Raw genomic sequence first — 17,585 nt, forward strand, 5'->3', positions numbered from 1 at the left:
CTTCGTCTCGCACCGTCGGGACGACAGGATTTGAACCTGCGACCCCTTGACCCCCAGTCAAGTGCGCTACCAAGCTGCGCCACGTCCCGGTGCCGTCTGACCTGGGGTTTCCCCTGGCCGAACGCGCATGGAAACAATACCGCACTCGGGCCGATGGTCGCGCACTCCTTTATCCGCGCCGGTATTCACGCTGCGGAGCCTTGACCTCAAGTTTGGTCGAGGTCGCACGATCGACTGCATGACCATCACAGCGACTCCCAGCCACGCAGACACGTACGAATACGCCGAGCTGACCGGCCTCATGGGGCTGATGACCGGCGACGAGAAACACGGGCCGGCGGCGACCTCCACGCTGGACGTGCTCTGGGTGCTCTACGACCGGGTCCTGCGGGTCGGCCCGGACCGGATGACGGACCCCGGGCGGGACCGGTTCCTCCTCTCCAAGGGGCACGGGCCCACGGCGTACTACGCGGTACTCGCCGCCAAGGGCTTCCTGCCCGTGGACTGGCTGCCGGGCTTCGGCTCGTACGACTCACCGCTCGGCCACCACCCCGACCGGGTGCTGGTGCCGGGGGCCGAGATCGGCAGCGGCTCGCTCGGGCACGGTCTGCCGATCGCCGTCGGTACGGCGCTGGGGCTGCGCGCCCAGGGGCTCGACGGGCCCGCGGTGTGGGTCCTGACCGGCGATGCCGAACTGGACGAGGGCAGCAACCACGAGGCGATCGCCTTCGCGGGGCCCGCCGGTCTCGAACGCCTGCACACCGTCGTCGTCGACAACTCGTCCGCCAGCCATGCCCGGCCGGGCGGTATCGCCGCCCGCTTCAAGGCCGCGGGCTGGTCCACGGCAACGGTCGACGGACGTGACCACGAGGCCCTGTACACCGCCTTCACGGCACCGCATCCGGGCCGCCCGCACGTGGTCGTGGCGCGGGTCGAACCGAAGACCGACTGAACGTACGGCCCCCACACACCCACCCCGACCGACCGAAAGGATCCACTCCCCCATGGACACCATGCGTGACCGTTTCGCCCCCGTCCTCTCCCGGCTGCTCGACGAGGACCCGCGCGTCGCCCTCGTGCTCGCCGAGATCGGGGCAGCCGCCTTCACGGAGACACGGGCCCGGCATCCCGACCGCGTGATCAACGTGGGCATCCGTGAACAGCTGCTCGTCGGCGCGGGCGCGGGCCTGGCGCTCACCGGTATGCGCCCGGTCGTGCACACCTTCGCGAGTTTCCTCGTCGAGCGGCCCTTCGAGCAGGTCAAGCTGGACCTCGGGCACCAGGACCTCGGCGCCGTGCTGGTGAGCGCCGCCGCCTCCTTCGACTGGCCCTCCGGCGGCTTCACGCACATGTCACCCGGTGACGTGGCCCTCCTGGACACCCTGGACGGCTGGACCGTCCATGTGCCGGGGCACCCCGACGAGGCCGAGACCCTGCTGCGGCACGCGGTCGCCGCGGGCGACGACAAGGTGTACGTACGGCTCTCGGTGCAGCCCAACGCGGAAGCGCTCCCCGTCGACGGCAGCCGGGTCCTCACCCTCCGCGAGGGCCACTCCGGTGTCGTGATCGCCGTCGGACCGATGCTCGACGCGGTGCTCGACGCCACGGCCGGGCTCGACGTCACCGTCCTGTACGCGACGACCGTACGGCCCTTCGACACGGCCGCGCTGCGCCGGGCCACGGAGGCGGCGGGCACCGACGTCGTCCTCGTCGAGCCGTACCTCGCGGGCACGTCGACGGCCGTCGTGAACGACGCGCTCTCCGATGTGCCCCACCGGGTGCTGGGCCTGGGCGTGGGCCGCCGCGAACTCCGCAAGTACGGGGAGATCGACGAGCACATCACCACGCACGGGCTCGACGCACGGACGCTCCGGGAGCGGATCCAGGGGTTCGTGGCGGCCGAGCACGTCTCCTCCGTACGTACCTGAGCGCGCCGTTCGGGTTCAGTCGGCACCCGGCGCCCCCAACTCCGGGTAGGCGTCCACCAGTCGGGGCGGGGCCGCCTGGCGCCAGGAGTCGGCGAGGATGTCGCGCAGTTCGTCCTCGTCCTCCAGAGCGGCCAGGCGGACCCTGACCCAGGCGAAGCCCGCCTCGTGGTCGGCGATCCAGAACTTCTCCGGCTCGGCCAGGACCAGTTCGTCGCGCTCCTCCTTCGGGCAGCGCACGGCGATGGAGGTCTCGTCCTCGGGCAGCGTGGCGAACATCTTCCCGGCGACCCGGAACGTGGGCATGCCCCAGGCGATCTTCTCCGTCGTGTCCGGCAGGGAGAGGGAGATACGGCGTACGTCTTCGGCTTCCGGCATGCAACGCACCGTAGCCAATGCCACTGACAATCACTCGGCGAGTGCGTTCCGCTACGGACGCTGGGGCGGGACACCCAGGACTTGTCCGGCGGACCGTTGTCTTTGTTTTTGTCACGAAGTACACGCGGGAGGTCTGCACCGACTTCGAGGCCGAGCTGAAGCAGTTCAACGGCGAACAGGACCACGTCCACCTCCTCGTGGACCACCCGCCGAAACTCCAGCTCTCCAAGCTGGTCAACTCCCCCCCGAGGGGGACGACGACTGGCATATCCCCATTGGCCGGATGAACGACAACAGCCGCACACCTGTTGATCGGACCGGAAGCTTGAGCCGTATCCCTTCCGAGAAGCCGCGCGCCCCCATGTGAACCAACACGCGAACCGACAGTCGCGCCCCGACCCCACCCGGGGCCCGACGAAGGAGTCAGGAACCCGACATGCCCGCACCGCACTTGGCGCTCCCGCCCAACGACCGGGTCCTGTCGCTGTTCACGGGCTGGACCCGGGCGCACTGGGAGAGGCTCGCGGACCGGCAGTTGGAGGCGCTGGTCCCCCATGCGACGCCGGGTCTCGCTCAGTACCGCCTGCCGGGCCGCGCCTCCTCGGCAGGCGTGGTGTCGGACGGACTCGAAGGCTTCGCGCGGTCGTTCCTGCTGGCCTCCTTCCGGATCGCGGGAGCGGCGGGCGACGTGGATCCGCGTCTCGTGGAACGCTACGCGCAGGGTCTGACAACGGGCACGGACCGTGACAGCGGCGAGGCCTGGCCCGAACTCACCGACCGCTCCCAGCCCATGAACGAGGCGGCCTCGATCGCGATCGGGCTGCACGAAACCCGCCCCTGGATCTGGGACCGGCTCGACGTGGACGTCCAGGAGCGGATCGTCGACTGGCTGTGGGGGTTCGTGGGCCGCCGCACCCGGGACGACAGCGGGCGGCTGTGCCAGGTGGTCGCCGAACAGTTCCTGGCCTCGGTGGGTGCGCCGCACCGCCAGGAGGACATCGACGGCGGCCTCGACCGGCTCGACGACTGGTATGTCGGCGGCGGCTGGTACAGCGACGGCGACGGCCGTACGTTCGACTACTACGTCGGCTGGGCCCTGCACCTCTACCCGCTGCTGTGGTGCCGGATGACGGGCGGCGAGGACGGCGGGCGCGGCCGGGTCCACCGTCGCCGGCTGGCCCAGTTCCTCGCCTCCTACCCCCAGTTCTTCGGGGCGGACGGCGCCCCCGTCCACCAGGGCCGCTCCCTGACGTACCGTTTCGCCGCGACCGCCCCCGTCTGGCTGGGTGCCCTGGCCGAGTGCACTCCGCTGGCCCCGGGGCTGACCCGGCGGCTGGCCTCGGGCGCGGTGGCGCACTTCGTGGAGCGCGGGGTGCCCGACGAGCGCGGGCTGCTGCCGCTGGGCTGGTACGGCACGTTCCTGCCGGCGACCCAGGCGTATTCGGGGCCCGGATCGCCGTACTGGTCGAGCATGGCGTTCCTGGGGCTGCTGCTGCCCCCGGAGCACCTGGTGTGGACGGCGCCCGAACGCCCGCTGCCCGTCGAGGAGTCGGACCAGTACACGGCGCTGCCCGGGCCGGGCTGGCTGCTGCACGGCACGCGGCACGACGGCATCGTGCGGCTCGTCAACCACGGCAGCGACCACAACTCGATGGAGGGACCCGCCGCAGACGACCCGCACTACGCCAAGTTCGGCTACTCGACCGCCACCGCACCGGAGACGGGCGCGGTGGCCTGGCAGCGGAACGTCGACGGCCACCTGGCGCTGCTCGCCCCCGACGGCACGGCGTCACGGAGGTGCAGAATCCTTCCGCTGCACTGCTCGGGGAAGGTCGCCGCCTCCCGGTACGAGGCCGAACTCCCCGGCGTGGAAGGGGAGTTCCGGGTCGAGTCGACGAGCGTGCTGCACGGCTCCTGGGAGATCCGCGTGCACCGCGTCCAGGCACCGGCCGAGGCGGCGGTCAGGGAGGGCGGCTACGCGGTGGCCGACACCGCTCTGCCCGAGGTCGAGCGAGGTGACGGCTGGGCCCTGACCCGTACCGGCTCCGGGCTGACCAGCGTGGTCGTCGCACTGCACGGCTGGGACGAGACCTCGGGCGTGGCCCGCGAGGTCGACGCGAACGCCTTCGGCCCGCACTCGGCGACGCCGTATCTCCAGCGCGCGGCCGAATCCCCGGGCGCGAGCAGGCTGTTCGTGACCCTGGTCGCGCTGACCCGGGACGCGGTGCATCCGCAGGCCCTGCGCGAGGCGGTGTCGTGCGCGGTGACGGAGGAGGGCCGCGCCCTGATCATGTTCCCGGACGGCGAGACGGTCTCGGTGTGACGGCGACGCATACCCTCGTGCCGGTGAAGTGGTCCCGCGTGGCGGAGACGCAGTCCCGCGTGGCGGAGACGCAGTCCCGCGTGGCGGAGACGCAGTCCCGCGTGGCGGAGACGCAGTCCCGCGTGGCGGAGACGCAGTCCCGCGTGGCGGAGACGCAGTCCCGCGTGGCGGAGACGCACGCCCTCAGCCAAGGCCGTCCCCCGGTGGGAGCGGAGCGAGCTGTCCGACGAGTTCCGCCGCCATCGCCTTGATGGTCTCCAGCCCCGCCCTCCCCCAGGGGCGCGGTTCGAGGTCGGCGGCGCACACCGTGCCCAGCGCCATGCCCGTGGTGTCGATGAGCGGCGCGCCCAGATATGAGCGGATGCCGAACTCGTCGACGACCGGGTTGCCCGCGAACCGCGGATAGTCGCGGACGTCCTCCAGGACGAGCGCCTTGCGCCGGACCACGACATGCGGGCAGAACCCGTGGTCGCGCGGCAGCTGCCGCCCCACGCGTGGCTTTTCCTCGTCGGAGTCGGCGCCGGTCCGTCCGGAGGTGCCGGTGTCGGCCGGAACATGGAGCCCGGCGAAGAACTGCCGTTCCTCGCCGATGAAGTTGACCATCGCGTAGGGCGCGCCGACCAGCTCCGCGAGGCGGTCCGCGAAGGCGTCCAGGGCGGGCTCGGGCCGTTCCCCGAGGCCGAGTCCACGCAGTCGGCGGATACGGGCGGGGGCGTCCTTGTCCTCGGGAGTCAGCAGCAGACGACCGGCCGGGCGCGGCGGGTCGTAGCTCATGGGCGGGCTCCCTCACTGTGTGCGGTGGGTGCGGGCGCGGGCGCGTGGGCGAGCAGATGCCGTACGAGGGTGAGCAGTGTCTGTACCCCCGAACTGGAGATCCGGGCGTCGCAGCGCACGATCGGGATGTCGGGGTCGAGATCGATCGCGGCGCGCACCTCCTCGGGGTCGTAGCGGTACGAGCCGTCGAACTCGTTGATCGCCACGATGAAGCCGAGGCCGCGCTGTTCGAAGAAGTCGACGGCCGCGAAGCAGTCCTCCAGGCGCCGGGTGTCGGCGAGGATGACCGCGCCGAGGGCGCCCTCGGACAGCTCGTCCCACATGAACCAGAACCGTTCCTGTCCGGGCGTACCGAACAGATAGAGGACGTGTTGCGGGTCCAGGGTGATGCGGCCGAAGTCCATCGCCACGGTGGTCTCGACCTTGTTCTCGATGCCTTCGAGACTGTCGGTCGAGGCGCTGACCGTGGTGAGCAGTTCCTCCGTGCTGAGCGGCGCGATCTCGCTCACCGCGCCGACGAAGGTCGTCTTGCCGACTCCGAATCCTCCCGCCACCAGGATCTTCAATGCGGTGGGGAAGGGATCAGAGCTGTCGTCGTAGTCCATCGAGCACTGCCTCCAGAAGAGACCGGTCAGTGGGGTTGTGGTAGAACTCGGGCGGTTTCGTCGTGAGTGCCCCGCAGTCGACGAGGTCGGACAGCAACACCTTGGTGACGGCCGCCGGCAGCTTCAGATGGGCGGCCACCTCGGCGACCGAGACGGGCACCCGGCAGAGGTCGATCGCCTGGGCGTGTTCGGGGCCGAGGTAGCCGAGCGGGGTGTTCCCGGTGGCCATCACCTGGGACATGAGGTCGAGGGCGGTGGTCGGCCGGGTCCGGCCGTTGCTGACGGTGTAGGGGCGCACGAGCCGTCCGGCCGCGTCGTCGAGCCAGGGCCCGTCGCCGGCCGCCGTCACGCTCAAGGCCTCATCGCCGAGGGTTCGGCGGACTGCCGGGGCGCGGTCATCAGGTAGGGGCGGACGCTCTTGACCAGCATCGCCATCTCGTAGCCGAGCACGGCGGCATCGGCCTCGCGGCCGGCCAGCACGGCGAGACAGGTGCCGGAGCCGGCGGTGGTGACGAACAGCAGGGTCGAGTCGAGTTCGACGACGACCTGCCGGACCTCACCGCCGTCCCCGAACCGGACGCCCGCGCTGCGTCCGAGGGAGTAGAGACCGGAGGCCAGGGCGGCCATGTGGTCGGCGCTGTCCGGGTCGAGTCCGTGGACGGACTTCACGAGTCCGTCGCAGGACAGGAGTACCGCGCTCGTGGTGTGCGGTACGCGCTGGACGAGGCCGCTCATCAGCCAGTCGAGATCGGATACATGGCCGGTCGGCACATCGCTCGCCATGGTGGATCGACTCCTTGGGGTACGAAGGTCTGCGGGAGCGCTGAAGGTGGGGGCAGGGGTGGAACAGCGGGGGGTGGTCATCCGGCCGGTGCGCTCCCGTCGTGCCGGGCAGTGAGGTCCAGGTCGTGTCCGGGCGTGCGCAGTCGGTGCACCTCGGCTATGTGGGACGGGTCCCGGGGCGGTACGTCGTCAACGCGGGCCGCGTCGGTGGGCGGCAGAGGGGTGTCGGGGCCGGTCGGCCGCATGGAGACACGCTCCATGGACAGCGGCTCCAGGGGTTCGGCGTCCGGTGCGGCGGGGTGCACGGGTTCCGCGTACGTCGGTTCCGTGGGCGTCCGCGGCCTGGGGGCCGGTTCCCCGTACGCCGCCGCGTACTCCCTCTCCATCGCGGCGATGGCCGGGTCCGTGTAGCCCGGCTCCAGCTGGCGCGCCTCGGCGAGCCCGATGCCGCGCTGGAAGGCGGCCACGAGGCCGGGGTCGTGTCCGACGAGTTCGCCCTCGGGGCGCGGCGCCGCCGGGCCGCCGCGCAGTTGGGGCGCGATGTGTTCCTGGGCGCGGCGGCGGGGCAGCTGGGGCTTGCCCATGGTGCCGCGCACGGCGCCGTTCCGGGGGGCGGTCGGCGCGGCCAGGTTGTCCGCGGCGGCCCGCCGGTCGTCGGGTCGGATGCCGGGCATCGCCTCCGCGGGGTTGGGCCGCTCCCCCTGGGCCCCGCGTACGGGCAGCGGCACCGGGCCCCGGCCGTTCGGCGCCGGTGCGGCGGGCCGGGCCGCCTCCGGGCGTCGGCGCGTCGAACCGGCGGGCGGTGTGCCCGGGCCGGGTGTTCCGGGCGTCGACGGCCGTCCCTCGTGGCCTGCGGCCGACGGACGTTGCCGGGGCGGCTCGGCCACCCGCCGCATACCGCCGGTCTCCTGTGCGGTGGTCTGAACAGGGTCCTTGGGCCGGGGCTGCGGTACGCCCCCGGATCCGCCCGGGGGTGTGTCCGTGCCCAACAGCCCCTGCGGCACGACGAGTACGGCCTGTACGCCGCCGTAGATGTTGGTCTGGAGGCGGACGTGGATGCCGTGGCGGCGGGCGAGCTGGGAGACCACGAAGAGTCCGATGCGGCCGTCCTGGAGCAGGCTGGCGACATTGACCTGGTCGGGGTCGGTGAGCAGCGTGTTCATCTTGTGCTGTTCGCCCACGGGCATGCCGAGGCCGCGGTCCTCGACCTCGACGGCGAGCCCCGAGGTGACGAGGTTGGCGCGCAGCAGCACCTGGGTGTGCGGGGCGGAGAACACGGTGGCGTTCTCGACGAGTTCGGCGAGGAGGTGGATGACGTCGGCGACGGCGTGGCCGCGCAGGGTGCCGTCGATCGGGGGCACGAGCTTGACCCGCGAGTACTGCTCGACCTCCGCGATGGCCGAGCGGAGCACCTCCGTCATGGAGACCGGGTTGCTCCACTGGCGGCGGGAGACGGCGCCGCCGAGCACGGCGAGGTTCTCGGCGTGCCGCCGGATACGGGTCGCGAGGTGGTCGACGTGGAAGAGGCCCTTGAGGAGGTCCGGGTCCTCGATCTCGTGTTCCAGCTCGTCGAGGATGGAGATCTCACGGTGCACGAGCGACTGAAGGCGCCGGGCGAGGTTGACGAAGACCTCGACCTTCTGCTCGCTGCCCGCCTGGCTGGAGAGCTGCGAGGCCTGGACGACGGCGGTGACGGCGCCGTCGTGGGCACGGGCGAGGTCGGCGCCGAGGAGTTCGAAGTCGTCGGCGTCGGCCGCGGGTACACCGCGTGTCCTGCGGGCCGGCGGTGCGTCGCCGCGCCGCAGCGCCTCGACGAGGGCGCGCAGGTCGGCCTCGCCGCGGGCGCTGGTGCGGCGCAGAGCGCCTAGGCGTTCCTGCACGGACCTGGCGGCGCGGTCGGCGGCCACCAGCGCGATCACGATGCCCCCGAGGGCGACCGCGAACGCGCCGGCGAGCACGGCGAACAGGGTGAGGGTGGGCCGCACCCCGCCGGTACGGACGATGAACAGGACGGCGGCGCAGGCGCTGAGGGCGACCGCGAGCGGCGGCAGCACGGCGAGCCGCATGAGCTGGGGCCGTATGTGGGTCTCGGGCAGCGAGGGGACGGTACGGGCGACCGGCCGACCGTGCCGCCCGCCCTCACGGCGGTCTGCGCGGGGGGCCGGTGCTCGGAGGTGAGACATCTTCGTCCTCGTACTGGTGCGTCGGGACCTGGGGGATCGCGCGTCGAGAGCCGAAAAGATCGGCCCTGTGTCGCCCGACGGCCACTCACAGTAGTCGGCAACGCAACATGTGCGGTGGGCAGTTGACAAACTCCCCCACGGAGAGAACCGCTCTGGTATGAGGCCTCGCACGGCAGACCGATAAGCACCTCGGACGTACGTTCCCCCGACCCACCGAATCGATCAGCACTGGTCGGAACCGGTCACGAAAAAACGGCGAGGGCCGGGGAGTCACCTGCTCCCCGACCCTCGCCGTCCGTACGACTGTCCGACTGTCGTCCGTTTTCGCCCCTCGCGGTCAGCCCGCGGACACCACTTTGGGCTCCCCGCTGCCGTCAGCGGCAGACCCCTGAATGTCACCGGCCGTGTCGGTCCGGGTGTCCTCCACATCAGCCGTACGAGTGACATCAGCCGCGTCGAGCGTCGGCCAGCCGCCCGGCGGAGTCAGGGCCACGCCCCGCCACCAGGGCTCCGAGGGGACGGTCTCGGCCGTGGGTTCGAAGGGCTCGCCCGGGTGCGGCAGCCCGATCCGCGCCCCGGCCTTGCGGGCGGCGGCGATCGTGCCCTCGCCGGGGTCCGACCACGCGTGCGCCGCCAGATTGAACGTGCCCCAGTGGATCGGCAGCATCAGCCCGCTCGGCGTCCCGCCCTGGAGGTCGAGGTGGGCGCGCATGCCCTCCTCCGGGGTCATGTGGATGTCGGGCCAGTACTCGCTGTAGGCCCCGATCTGGATCATCGTGGCGTCGAACGGGCCGTGGTCGGCGCCGATGTCCCGGAAGCCCTCGAAGTACCCGGTGTCGCCGCTGTGGTAGACGCGGTGCTCCGCGCCCTCGACGACCCAGGAGGCCCACAGGGTGTGCTGGGTGTTGCGCAGTCCCCGCCCGCAGAAGTGGCGGGCCGGGGTGGCGGTCAGGGTGAGACCGCCGACCTTCGTCGACTCGTGCCAGTCCAGCTCGCGCAGCCGGTCGGCGGAGACGCCCCAGCGCTCCAGATGGGCGCCGACGCCGAGCGGGACCGCGAACAGGGTGTCCGTGTCGGCCAGCGCCTTGATCGTGGGCATGTCCAGATGGTCGTAGTGGTCGTGCGAGATGACGACGACGTCGACCGGGCCGAGCGCGGCCAGCGGCAGGGGCACCGGATGCAGCCGCTTGGGCCCGGCGAAGGCGAACGGCGAACAGCGCTCGCCCCAGACGGGGTCGAAGAGCACCCGCTGTCCGTCGATCTCGGTGAGCACGCTGGAGTGGCCCATCCAGGTCAGCCGGAGACCGGTGACCGGGGGCTTGGCGAGGTCGGCGAGCGTCGTGGCGTGCACCGGCACCGTGCCGGCCGGGGCGCGGCGGACCCGGTCCTCCTTGCGCAGGGAGGACTTCGCGAACTCCAGGATGGCGCCGTCCTGCCGGGGCGTACCCGGCGGGTTCTGGAAGACGCCGTCCGCGAAGTGGGGCGATCTGCGGATCCGTGCCAGGCGCTCCCCGCTCGGGTCCGCGCCGAAGGCGGCGGGCCGCAGCGCGCGCAGCCGGGGGCTCGGAGAGGGGAATCCGGTCACGGTACCTCCAGGTGGAGTCGGTCAGGCATTCCATTATGGTCGCCGCCTCTGACACTCCGGTCGTCGCGCGGGCGTCGGCCGGGTCTTTCCAAGGAAACTCCAACGCTCGGGACGGCGAATCGATTCCGGGGCGACGAAGAGCGACCACCCGGACACAGGTGGTGCACGCGGCGGGCAAGGCGCGCGGAGCCGAGGGCGCACGGCGGCGCACAACTGAACGGCGAGTCAGTATATTGCCCGCATGGCCACCCCTCAGGGCGCTCCCCTGCTCTCCCTCACCTGGACCGATCACCTCACCGGCCGCCAGGGCTTCCTCGTCGTGGACAGACTCGTGCGGGGCGTGTCCAGCGGCGGGCTGCGGATGCGCGAGGGCTGCACCCTGGACGAGGTCGCCGGGCTCGCCCGGGGCATGACCATGAAGGAAGCCCTGCACTACAACCCCGAGGGCCGCTACATCCCCCTGGGCGGCGCCAAGGGCGGAGTCGACTGCGACCCCCAGGACCCGGGGGCGTACGACCTGCTGGTGCGCTATCTGCGCGCGATGCGGCCGTACGTCGAGAGCGTGTGGACCACGGGCGAGGACCTGGGCCTCACCCAGGACCTCGTCGACCGGGCGGCGGCCGAGGCCGGGCTCGTCTCGTCGATCCAGGCGGTCTATCCACTGCTGGACGACGAGAGCGCGGCCCGCGCGCGGCTCGCCGACGCGTTCGCGGTCGAGGTGGACGGCATCGGGCTCGACGAGCTGGTCGGCGGCTGCGGGGTCGCCGAGTCCGTGCTCGCGGCGCTCGACCGGGCCGAGGTGCCGTACGCCGGTACGCGCGTCGCCGTACAGGGGCTCGGCACGATGGGCGGGGCCACGGCACGCTTCCTCACGCGCGCGGGGCTCACGGTGGTGGCCGTCTCCGACATCAAGGGCACGATCGCCAACCCGGCCGGACTCGACATCGAGGCACTGCTCGCGGCCCGCGACTCGTACGGCACCGTGGACCGCGCGGTACTGCGTCCCGACGACCGCGAACTGCCGGGCGAGGCCTGGCTGTCCGTGCCCGCGGAGGTGCTGGTGCCGGCTGCGGTCTCGTACGCCGTCGACACCGGGAACCAGGAGCGGATCACCGCGCGTTGGGTTGTCGAGGCCGCCAACATGCCCGTACTGCCGGAGGCCGAGGAGCTGCTCGCCGCGCGCGGCATCGTCGTACTGCCGGACGTGGTCGTGAACTCGGGGACGAACGCCTGGTGGTGGTGGACGCTGTTCGGGGACATCGGCGCGGACCCGGAGGAGGCGTTCGCGTACACCCGGCGCTCGATGCGCGCCCTGATCGACCAGGTGCTCGCGCGCGCGGAGACCGACGGGACGCCTCCCCGGGCGGCGGCGCACGCGATCGTGGCGGAGCGGCTGCCGGTGATCGCGGAGCGGTTCGGGTGGTATCGGTGACGGTGTCCGGCGGGGCGTCCTGAGGGGCTTCCCTGCGAACCGGCCACATTGGCGGGGATTTACAGGCATTGACGGACCTGCCCCGACATCGTGTCCGGTGACGGATTACTGTGACGGCGTGGCAAGAGTGCGGTTGAGCGTGGCCGAGCGGCGCGAGGAGTTGCTGCGGGCCGCCATCGAACAGATCGAGGCGCGGGGCGTGGCGGCGGTCAGGATCGCCGACGTGGCGGCCGCCCTCGGGGTGAGCAACGCGCTGGTGCTGTACCACTTCTCGGCCAAGGAGAAGCTGGTGGCCGCCGCGTTCCGGTACGCCGCCGAGGCCGACCTCACCCACCTGGGCAAGCTCCTCGGACGCCGCTCCCCTGCCCTGCGCCGACTGCGGTCCGCCGTGCGCTGGTACGCGCCGACGGGCCAGGCCAAGGGCTGGCGGCTGTGGATCGAGGGGTGGGCGGTGTCCTTGCGCGACCCCGTGCTGCGGGAGGTCGCCGGGGACCTGGACCGGCGCTGGAAGGCCGCGATCACCGAGGTCATCGCGGAGGGCGTCGCCGCCGGCGAGTTCGAGTGCTCCGACCCGACGGGTACGGCCCTGCGGCTCACGGCGCTGCTGGACGGACTGGCGGTCCAGATGACGGCGTACGAGGGGGTTTCGCGTGCGCGGGCCGAGCAGTGGGTGGACGCGGCGCTGGCTGGGGAACTGGGGCTTGAGCGGGCGGCGTTGACGTCGGGCAGGTAGGTCGGTGTGGCCGCCGGACCTGGGGGCTGCCGCCCCCAGACCCCCGCTGTCGGCCTGAACGGCCTCGTCCTCAAACGCCGGACGGGCTGAAGATCCCCGCCCGGCGCTGAAACGCCGAGCCGAGAACGCTGAGGCCACCCACTCGACTCACGCGACCCACTCAATCCGGCTCTTGATGTCGTCCGGCGACAGACTCCCCTTCGCCGTCACATGATCCCCCGACGACTCACCTCGCAGCCGCCGCCCGATCCACGGCACCAGGTACTCCCGCGCCCAGTGGACGTCGTCGCGGCGGATCTCCAAGGTGCCTCGGGGAGGCAGTGCGGGCCAGGGCTGGTCCGGGTCGGCCGGGATCTCCAGGCCGAGGACCTGGCCCGCGCGCAGCGCCACGCGCGTGTGGCCCTCGGGAGAGAGGTGCAGCCGGTCGCCGTCCCAGGCCCTGCGGTCCTGGATGGTCTTCAGGGACCACAGGTCGAGCACCGGACAGCCGTAGCGGTCGGCGATGGCCCGGATATGGCCGTTGTACGTGGCGATCTTGCCGCGCATGTGCTTCAGCACGGGCACGTTGCGGGTGTCGAAGCCCGTCGTCACCATGACCGTGCCGACCACCGAGGTGAGATCGACGATCGCCCGCTCGAAACGCTCGGCGAGTTCGTCGGGGTCGCTGCCGGGCCGGATGATGTCGTTGCCGCCCGCACAGAAGGAGACCATGTCGGGCGCCAGTTCCTTGGCCTGCGGAAGCTGCTCGGCCACGATCTGGTCGAGCAGCCTTCCGCGTATCGCGAGGTTGGTGTAGTCGAAGTCGCCTTCCGGGCGCCGGTCCGCGAGCAGTACCGCGAACCGGTCGGCCCAGCCGACGAACGCCCCGTCGGGGCCGGGGTCGCCGACGCCTTCGGTGAAGCTGTCCCCCACCGCCACGTACGACCCGATCACTGCTCTGCTGTCATTCTTCGAATCGTCTGCCACATCGGCCCATGATTCACCTACCGATGTGAGCTACGCGACCGTAGGAAAGGGTTGACTCGCGGTGAGATAAGCCACTCGTCAAGTATTGGTCAACCCGGAATAATAGGGAGACGCAGCTCACGGACGCTGAAATCGGTGATCCGGAAATGGCTCCACGTCGTACGGAAGGCGAAGTGCCCACTCGTGTACGGCTCGGGGTCGCTGTAGTCGAAGACGAGCCGCCCGTTGTTCCACCAGCGGACCGTCGAACCGGCCGAGTCGATCCGCACGCGATGCGGCTCGTTCGGGACCAGCAGCGGCTCCGTGTAATCGTAGATCAGCGGGCGCACCCCGGCCTCGCCGACGTAACGGCGCAGTCGCGTCGTCGTGTTGGTGTTGGCGCCGTAGCCGACGTAGTACGTCTTCAGGTAGTCGTACTCCGCGAGGGCGCCGCCCCGAGGGGTGGCGAAGAGGTCGTCCGGGGAGCGGACGTCGACGGCGTTCCAGAAGTTGTTGAGGTCGGACACGCGGTCGTTGACCCCGCCGGCCGAGACCGGCGTCGCCGTGTACTCGATGACGTACGGGCCTGTCAGCTTCCGCTTGAACCAGATCGTCGCGCCGCTCGGTACGTCGACCTCCAGGACTCCCCGGGTCGCCGTGACGCTGCCGCCGTCCTGGAGTTCGACGGCCCACTGGCCCAGGCCGTGCCGGAAGTCGTCGCGGGCGATGAGCCGTCCGCGGTGGTGGCCCTGCGAGGCACTCGCCTGGCCGGCCGGGGCGAGGGCCGCAAGTGCCCCGCCGACGGCCAGGGCTCCGAAGGCTCTACGGGTGGTCGTCACGAGGCAGCTCCCTTGGTGGTCGTGATCGAGGGCTTCGGCACCCTGCGGGTCTCGGTGCCGAGGTAGTAGTCCGTGTACGTCGACTGGAGATAGCCGCGCACGGTCCAGCCGAGGCGGTACGCGGGGTTCTGGGCGAGCGTGTAAACGCGCGTCCGCGTCGGCTCGGTGGTCGTGTAGAGGCGCAGTGCGGTGTGGTCGGCGGTCTCGGCGAGGATCTCCTCGCGCCAGTCGCCGATCAGGTCGCCGTAGAAAGGGGTTGCGTTGCGCGGGCCGGAGACGACCCCGGACGGCTCGAAGATCCTCGTACTCGTCTCGGTGTTCGGGTCCCACTTCTCCACGTGCGTGTAGTCGAGGAGTTCGGCCGTCTTGTCGCCGTCCCACCAGATACGGAAGTTGACGCTCGGCGTGGTCGTGGAGACCTTGCCGTCCTGGACGTTGCGGACGCCCGCGCCGGGCGCCGTGACGTCGGCGGTGGAGGTCCAGTACTCGTAGCCGGGGTGGCCGGGGTCGATGTCGGCGGCGTTGCCCCGGCCGACGTCGATGTCGGTGTCGTTCTCCCAGCTCGCGGGGTGCTGCCCGGTCACCAGACTCTCACCGGTGTCGGCGTCGTAGTAGTACCAGGGGAACTTCGGTACGACGCCCAACTCGGCCTGCTGGATGGCGAATCCCTCCAGCCCCGGGCGGTCGGGATCGAGGTCGGCGATGTCGAAGCGGTCGCCGTGTCCGGCGCCGTCGACGACGTACCGGAGCGTGCCGTCGCTGTTGACCACGTAGTTGCCGTCGGCGATCTCGTCCCTGCCGTCCTGGTCGACGTCGACGGTCCGGATCTGGTGGAAGCTGGTCGCGCCGCTCGCCGCCGGCACCGCGTACTTCCAACGCCTGGTCAGATCCTGGCCGTTGAAGTCCCAGGTCTGGACGAGGATGCGGAACGCGCCGCGCCGGGCGCCGACCCGGGTGACCAACTTCGTGACCAGGCTGGGGTGTTCGCCGTCGAGGTAGGCGATGCCGAAGTGGCCGCCCGACGGGCCGTCGGCGACCAGGTCGTCGGGCACGGGCTGGCGGGTGCGTTCGGTTCCCGTGGCGCCGTCGATCACCGAAATGAACTGATTGGCGGGCGAGTTGGCGGTGACCTTCGCTCCGTCCGCGAAGGTGGTGCCGTCGGCCGTGTGCACCAGCACCTCGGCCCTGCCGTCGCCGTCGAGGTCGTACACCGTGACGTTGTCGTCGTTGCGGTAGCCGCCGATGGGCGTGGAACCGCTGATCGCGGCAGGGGCAGGGTCGTTGGCGCCGTTTCCGCCTACCTGGGTGTAGGAGCCGGGGCCCAGGTCGACCCGCCACAGCCGCTCGCCGGTGAGCGCGTACGCCTCCAACAGATCGGGCCTGTCCCGGGTTTGGGAGAGTCTGCTGACGACGAGCTCATAGCGCCCGTCGCCGTCCAGGTCGCCGGGCCAGGCGTGCTGCACGCTGTAGCCGTCGGCCGAGGCCAGGGGGATCTCCGCGTACCCCTTGTCGAACGTGAGCGCCGAACTCGGCCGCAGCTCACGCCCGTTGACGACCGCCCGGACGCTGTAGGCGCCCGTGCCCCGGCTGTCGTCCTGGTACGTCGTGGACCTGACGATCGGCGCGGCGTTGAGGCGGCGTCCGCCTTTGTACACGTTGAAGGCGATGGCGTTGCCATGGCGCGCGTACTCGGTGCCGAGCAGCCGCCAGCTGAGGAAGGTGCCCTTGCCGGACGGTACGGCGACCAGGCCTCGGTCGAGGTTCTCGACCACCCGGCGCGGGGGTTCGGCCGCGTCTCCGGCGGGCGCGGAGAGCGCCCCGGCCGTCAGGATCGCGGCGACGACGGCGCCGGTTCTTCGGCGTCGACTGGAATGCACAGGTCCTCCGTAGACAGTCGCAGGGAGTAGAAAGCGCTTGCGCAGCAACGGAGTTCACTGTGCCCCCACCTTCTCGCCCTGTCGACGCTCCGGGCACACGCGCCACAAGACTGCAATGCCATGATCATGAAGGGACACATACGGACACGCCGAAGGCCGGACCCGGGGATCGGGGTCCGGCCTTCGGCGGATGCTGCCTCGGAGACTCCGTGTCAGCCGACGGCGACGCCCTTCGAGCGGAGGTAGGCGATCGGGTCCACGTCGGAGCCGTAGTCCGGAGTGGTGCGGATCTCGAAGTGCAGGTGCGGTCCGGTCACGTTGCCGGTGGCACCGGAGAGGCCGACCTGCTGCCCCTCGGTCACGGTCTGACCGGCCGAGACGGAGAGCTGCGAGAGGTGGGCGTACTGGGCGTAGTAGCCGTCGGCGAGCTTGATGACGACCTGGTTGCCGTACGCGCCGCCCCAGCCCGCGGAGACGACCGTGCCGGCGCCGACAGCCTTGAGGGAGGTGCCGGTCGGGACGACGAAGTCGACGCCCGTGTGGTAGCCGCTGGACCACATGCTGCCCGACACGTGGTAGGCGGTGCCGACGCTGGCACCGGCCACGGGGAGGGCGAAGCCGCTGGAGCTGCCGGTGTCGGCGGCCTCGGTCGTCGAGGTGTCGGCCTTCGCGCTCTCGGCGGCCGGCTTGGACGTCTCCGTCTGGGTCGACTTCGAGGAGGACGACGACTTCGACTTCGCCGAAGACGAAGAGGAAGACGAAGAGGTCGACTCGGCCTTCTTGCCGATCGTCAGCTTCAGACCGGGGTGGATCAGGCTCGGGTCGGCGCCGATGACGGTCCGGTTGTCCGAGTAGAGCTTCTGCCAGCCACCGCTGACGCTCTGCTCCTGGGCGATCTTCGAAAGGTAGTCGCCTGCCTGGACCGAGTAGGTCCTGACGTTCGCCTTCTTGGCGGCGGAAGGCGTGGACGCGGCGGCCTTTCCGGCCTTTTCCGTCTTCGCGGAAACGGACTCGGCCGATGCGGACTTGGCCGATTCCGAAAGCGACGAAACGGACTGGGCGGTGGACTCCGCCGTGGCCGCATGGGCGCCGGTGGCGCCCAGAAGCGGCAGGGCGAGAGCCGCTCCGCCGGTTCCGGCAGCGGCTATCGAACGGGTGAAACGCTGGGACTTCGGACGGCGGTGCTTACCCTTCGCGGGCATG

At 71.2% G+C, this 17,585-nt stretch carries 16 protein-coding genes, 1 tRNA gene and 1 pseudogene; 6 read left to right on the top strand and 12 right to left on the bottom strand.

Going from position 1 to position 17,585, the window contains the following annotated elements:
* Positions 1 to 15: 15 nt before the first annotated feature.
* Positions 16 to 89, bottom strand: a tRNA-Pro gene (locus tag LUX31_RS05200).
* A 149-nt stretch (positions 90 to 238) separates the two neighbouring features.
* On the opposite strand from LUX31_RS05200, the gene LUX31_RS05205 reads away from it, so the two are divergent.
* Together LUX31_RS05205 and LUX31_RS05210 are read left to right on the top strand one after the other, a co-directional pair.
* A complete protein-coding gene (locus LUX31_RS05205) occupies positions 239 to 952 on the top strand; it encodes a transketolase (RefSeq protein ID WP_235473454.1) in 714 nt (237 codons plus the stop codon).
* A gap of 52 nt (positions 953 to 1,004) precedes the next feature.
* Positions 1,005 to 1,928 (top strand): transketolase family protein, encoded by a 924-nt coding sequence (locus LUX31_RS05210; protein WP_235473455.1) that lies wholly within the window; start codon positions 1,005 to 1,007, stop codon positions 1,926 to 1,928.
* 15 nt (positions 1,929 to 1,943) lie between these two features.
* Here the strand turns inward: LUX31_RS05210 and LUX31_RS05215 are convergent, their stop codons facing one another.
* Entirely contained in the window at positions 1,944 to 2,303 is a 360-nt protein-coding gene (locus LUX31_RS05215; protein ID WP_235473456.1) for an MmcQ/YjbR family DNA-binding protein, read from the bottom strand.
* 29 nt (positions 2,304 to 2,332) lie between these two features.
* Here LUX31_RS05215 and LUX31_RS37805 point away from each other — a divergent pair.
* Positions 2,333 to 2,545, top strand: a pseudogene (locus tag LUX31_RS37805) (transposase); the annotation flags it as partial.
* Positions 2,546 to 2,739: 194 nt separating this feature from the next.
* Positions 2,740 to 4,626 (top strand): DUF2264 domain-containing protein, encoded by a 1,887-nt coding sequence (locus LUX31_RS05225; RefSeq protein WP_235473457.1) that lies wholly within the window; start codon positions 2,740 to 2,742, stop codon positions 4,624 to 4,626.
* 183 nt (positions 4,627 to 4,809) lie between these two features.
* On the opposite strand, the gene LUX31_RS05230 is transcribed toward LUX31_RS05225, so the two are convergent.
* The 6 genes from LUX31_RS05230 to LUX31_RS05255 all read right to left on the bottom strand — a co-directional run bounded on the left by LUX31_RS05230 (position 4,810) and on the right by LUX31_RS05255 (position 10,556).
* Positions 4,810 to 5,400, bottom strand: a complete 591-nt coding sequence (locus tag LUX31_RS05230) for a GAF domain-containing protein (RefSeq protein ID WP_235473458.1) — start codon at positions 5,398 to 5,400, stop codon at positions 4,810 to 4,812.
* Positions 5,397 to 6,005, bottom strand: a complete 609-nt coding sequence (locus LUX31_RS05235; RefSeq protein ID WP_235473459.1) for a GTP-binding protein — start codon at positions 6,003 to 6,005, stop codon at positions 5,397 to 5,399. The genes LUX31_RS05230 and LUX31_RS05235 overlap by 4 nt, the downstream gene beginning before the upstream one ends.
* Positions 5,983 to 6,354 (bottom strand): DUF742 domain-containing protein, encoded by a 372-nt coding sequence (locus LUX31_RS05240; protein ID WP_235473460.1) that lies wholly within the window; start codon positions 6,352 to 6,354, stop codon positions 5,983 to 5,985. Before LUX31_RS05240 ends, LUX31_RS05235 begins: the two co-directional genes overlap by 23 nt.
* A gap of 2 nt (positions 6,355 to 6,356) precedes the next feature.
* Positions 6,357 to 6,788: a roadblock/LC7 domain-containing protein gene (locus LUX31_RS05245; RefSeq protein ID WP_105969869.1), complete on the bottom strand. Its 432-nt coding sequence runs from the start codon at positions 6,786 to 6,788 to the stop codon at positions 6,357 to 6,359.
* 77 nt (positions 6,789 to 6,865) lie between these two features.
* The gene (locus LUX31_RS05250; protein WP_235473461.1) at positions 6,866 to 8,971 is read right to left on the bottom strand and encodes a sensor histidine kinase; all 2,106 of its coding nucleotides are present in this window, start codon (positions 8,969 to 8,971) and stop codon (positions 6,866 to 6,868) included.
* A 337-nt stretch (positions 8,972 to 9,308) separates the two neighbouring features.
* The gene (locus LUX31_RS05255) at positions 9,309 to 10,556 is read right to left on the bottom strand and encodes an MBL fold metallo-hydrolase (protein ID WP_235473462.1); all 1,248 of its coding nucleotides are present in this window, start codon (positions 10,554 to 10,556) and stop codon (positions 9,309 to 9,311) included.
* 241 nt (positions 10,557 to 10,797) lie between these two features.
* On the opposite strand from LUX31_RS05255, the gene LUX31_RS05260 reads away from it, so the two are divergent.
* Together LUX31_RS05260 and LUX31_RS05265 are read left to right on the top strand one after the other, a co-directional pair.
* Complete coding sequence (locus LUX31_RS05260; RefSeq protein WP_235473463.1) at positions 10,798 to 11,988, top strand: glutamate dehydrogenase; 1,191 nt, start codon at positions 10,798 to 10,800, stop codon at positions 11,986 to 11,988.
* 118 nt (positions 11,989 to 12,106) lie between these two features.
* Complete coding sequence (locus LUX31_RS05265) at positions 12,107 to 12,721, top strand: TetR/AcrR family transcriptional regulator (protein WP_235473464.1); 615 nt, start codon at positions 12,107 to 12,109, stop codon at positions 12,719 to 12,721.
* A gap of 147 nt (positions 12,722 to 12,868) precedes the next feature.
* On the opposite strand, the gene LUX31_RS05270 is transcribed toward LUX31_RS05265, so the two are convergent.
* From LUX31_RS05270 to LUX31_RS05285, 4 genes are all read right to left on the bottom strand, one after another.
* Positions 12,869 to 13,654, bottom strand: a complete 786-nt coding sequence (locus LUX31_RS05270; protein WP_235479798.1) for an SGNH/GDSL hydrolase family protein — start codon at positions 13,652 to 13,654, stop codon at positions 12,869 to 12,871.
* 122 nt (positions 13,655 to 13,776) lie between these two features.
* A complete protein-coding gene (locus tag LUX31_RS05275; protein WP_235473465.1) occupies positions 13,777 to 14,505 on the bottom strand; it encodes a DUF6250 domain-containing protein in 729 nt (242 codons plus the stop codon).
* Positions 14,502 to 16,382, bottom strand: coding sequence for a rhamnogalacturonan lyase family protein (locus LUX31_RS05280; protein ID WP_235473466.1), 1,881 nt, complete (start codon positions 16,380 to 16,382; stop codon positions 14,502 to 14,504). Before LUX31_RS05280 ends, LUX31_RS05275 begins: the two co-directional genes overlap by 4 nt.
* Before the next feature lie 212 nt (positions 16,383 to 16,594).
* Positions 16,595 to 17,584, bottom strand: coding sequence for a M23 family metallopeptidase (locus tag LUX31_RS05285; protein ID WP_235473467.1), 990 nt, complete (start codon positions 17,582 to 17,584; stop codon positions 16,595 to 16,597).
* Position 17,585: the final 1 nt, after the last annotated feature.

The sequence above is a fragment of the Streptomyces sp. GQFP genome, assembly GCF_021545335.1.
In the GTDB taxonomy this organism is placed as follows: domain Bacteria; phylum Actinomycetota; class Actinomycetes; order Streptomycetales; family Streptomycetaceae; genus Streptomyces.